The following is a 2265-nucleotide window of genomic DNA, read 5'->3' on the forward strand; positions in this document are numbered from 1 at the left end:
GGACGATCCACGGCGGCGACTCACCCCTCCTCACGACCCAAAATGATCCACAACGGACACACTCGATGCCACCGCGTTGATCATTTTGTTAGGAACAGTAAGGTCGCCGCATGTCTCCCCGCGCTTATTGCGCGGGAGATTTCCCGCTCCGTGGGGGTCTCGGACACATAATTTGCCCCGCGAGATAATTCCAGGTCATCTGGAAGGCTCGCGGGGCTTTGTGCTTCCCGACGTCCCCTCGAGCCTACCTGCTGGACCTTGTTCGTGGGGTGTCTGCCGGCGTGCTGGCAGGAGCAATGGGTGGCGTCCCTCCCTTCGTGTCACCTGTCGACCGTGGTCGTGGCGGAGTCCGCTGGACGGTGGGTGTTCGTCTCGCCCTGCCTGGGACGTGTCCCGCGAGCGGGTGGCGCCGAGGGCGACGTGGAGCCCGGCCTGCCGGTGCCGTCGCTGTGGCACCGCGGAGCGCTGCGAACGAGTCTGCGGCCGGAGAGGCTGCCGTGCGGGGCGGGTTCCGCGAGCCGGCGCGTCGACCTGACTGGCGGGCGCGTCGGGCTGGTCCGCCTCTTGGGCCGTCTCGTGACTCAAGGCCAGTAGGAGCTGCCCGCCTGCCTTCGAGCGATCTTCGTTTCCGGGCAGGTCGTGGACAGGCTGCGGGGCAAGGCACCTGCGTGGTGTGCGCGCTCGCCCGACGGTGCCGGGGTCGAGCAGCGCGACGCTGGCGGCGTCGCAGCAGAAGACGAGTCCGAGTTCGTCGACCAACCGTGCGGTCTCCTGCGGGTCGGGGTTGTCGGCGATGCCCACGGCGATGAGGTGTGCGGCGATACGGGCCAGCAGGTGGTCCTCGCGCAGATAGAGGTTGCGCGGCGTGCCCTGTGGTCGGGTGCGGGCGCTGGTGTGGCCGTGACGGCAGCGGTAGGCGGCACGACCGTGGGAACGGTGAGAGTCCATCTTCCGACCACACAACCCGCACTGGATCCTGCCCGCCAACAGGTAGACGCACTCGCCGCCAACAGCGTCGGCCTGGCGGATGCTGTTCCTGGTGGCCTGGATGGTCTGGGCGGTGACGAAGTCCTGCTCGGACACCAGCGGCGTGTGGGCGATGCTGGTCGAGATCGCCCAAGCGCGCTGTTCGTTGCGGACGCTGGTCCGGCGCCCGCTCGGTGAGCGGGTGGTGCGGTCGGCGCTCGTGCGGTTCCACACCTGGCGGCCGGTGTAGCGGGATTGCCCAGGATCTCCACCACCGTGCGCAGCGACCAACCCGGATCGCCCCGACGCCGGTCGCGTTCCGCGTCGGCGCTCGACGGGCTGGGCACGGTCTGCTCGTTGAGGTGGCGGGCGATGCCCGCGGCACTGTGTCCGGCCAGGCGTAAGGAGAAGATCAGCTTCACCACGGGTGCGGTGGACGGGTTCGGCACGAGCCGCTGCTGCCGCACACCGCGCCGCGCCAACGCCCGATTCGGGTGCGGGCCGGCGTCGACCAGCCGGTAACCGTAGGGCGGCCTGCCACCCAGGTAGCGTCCCTGCTCGACGGTCTGCATGCGCATGGCAGTGACGACCCGGTGCCGGGAACGCAGCACCTCCGTGAGCGAGCGCTTCGCCAGCAACGCCAGCAGCGCTTCGTGCGCGGGATTGTCGAAGTCCACCGGCCCCTCGGCCTCCGGCAGCCACAACTGCACCCCATACCGCTCCAACACCGCCCGCAACTCCCGCACCTGGGCGCCGTCAAGGAACGCACGCTCGTACTCACCGACCACCACCGCGTCGACCCGATCCGCGTTCGTGGCGATGTAGCGCAGCATCGCCCCTGCCCGAGGCCGCAGATGCCAGGGCACCTGACGGGAACACCCGACCTCGAAGTACTCCCCCATGATCGCGCCGTGCCCTCCGGTGAGCCTGCGCGAGACATCCAGCTGCCATGCCCGCGAGGTACGCGGGTCCTGGTGCTCACGGGTCGAAGCGCGACCGTAGAACAGGAACCGCAGACTTCCGACCGGCGCGGCGTCCATAGCAGGGATGCCCGGCGGGATGGTGGCGGCGATCCACTCGGCGAGCGTGGTGGGGCGCGGTGGGGCGGACACCGTCATGGCACGGTCCTTGACTCGGGACGGGAGTTGGATGCCGAGGTGACGAGGCATCCACGCCGCGATGACGAGGGAGTCCGGAGATACGCCCGGATGGACCAGTGCTGCGGTCCCGGGGCGTTGACCTGGCCTACCCGACTGGTTACGGCAACACCGGTTGGTGACGCCGGGCACCGTCCTGCGG

Annotated in this window: 3 protein-coding genes and 2 pseudogenes; 2 read left to right on the top strand and 3 right to left on the bottom strand. The window is 69.4% G+C overall.

Features of this window, described 5'->3' with window-relative positions:
- Positions 1–195 precede the first annotated feature (195 nt).
- The gene (locus ALI22I_RS55205; RefSeq protein WP_077003547.1) at positions 196–1083 is read right to left on the bottom strand and encodes a zinc ribbon domain-containing protein; all 888 of its coding nucleotides are present in this window, start codon (positions 1081–1083) and stop codon (positions 196–198) included.
- Here ALI22I_RS55205 and ALI22I_RS50145 point away from each other — a divergent pair.
- A complete protein-coding gene (locus ALI22I_RS50145) occupies positions 1040–1216 on the top strand; it encodes a hypothetical protein (RefSeq protein WP_179118011.1) in 177 nt (58 codons plus the stop codon). The two genes, ALI22I_RS55205 and ALI22I_RS50145, sit on opposite strands and share 44 nt — an antisense overlap.
- Positions 1217–1274: 58 nt before the next feature.
- Here the strand turns inward: ALI22I_RS50145 and ALI22I_RS55210 are convergent.
- Positions 1275–1391 (bottom strand): annotated as a pseudogene (locus tag ALI22I_RS55210) (recombinase family protein); the annotation flags it as partial.
- On the opposite strand from ALI22I_RS55210, the gene ALI22I_RS52680 reads away from it, so the two are divergent.
- Complete coding sequence (locus ALI22I_RS52680) at positions 1339–1488, top strand: hypothetical protein (protein WP_179118058.1); 150 nt, start codon at positions 1339–1341, stop codon at positions 1486–1488. The pseudogene ALI22I_RS55210 and the gene ALI22I_RS52680 overlap by 53 nt on opposite strands.
- Positions 1489–1553: 65 nt before the next feature.
- Here ALI22I_RS52680 and ALI22I_RS55215 read toward each other — a convergent pair.
- Positions 1554–2135 (bottom strand): annotated as a pseudogene (locus ALI22I_RS55215) (recombinase family protein); the annotation flags it as partial.
- Positions 2136–2265 lie beyond the last annotated feature (130 nt).

Origin of the sequence: Saccharothrix sp. ALI-22-I (assembly GCF_001984175.1) — a bacterium.
Lineage (GTDB): Bacteria > Actinomycetota > Actinomycetes > Mycobacteriales > Pseudonocardiaceae > Actinosynnema.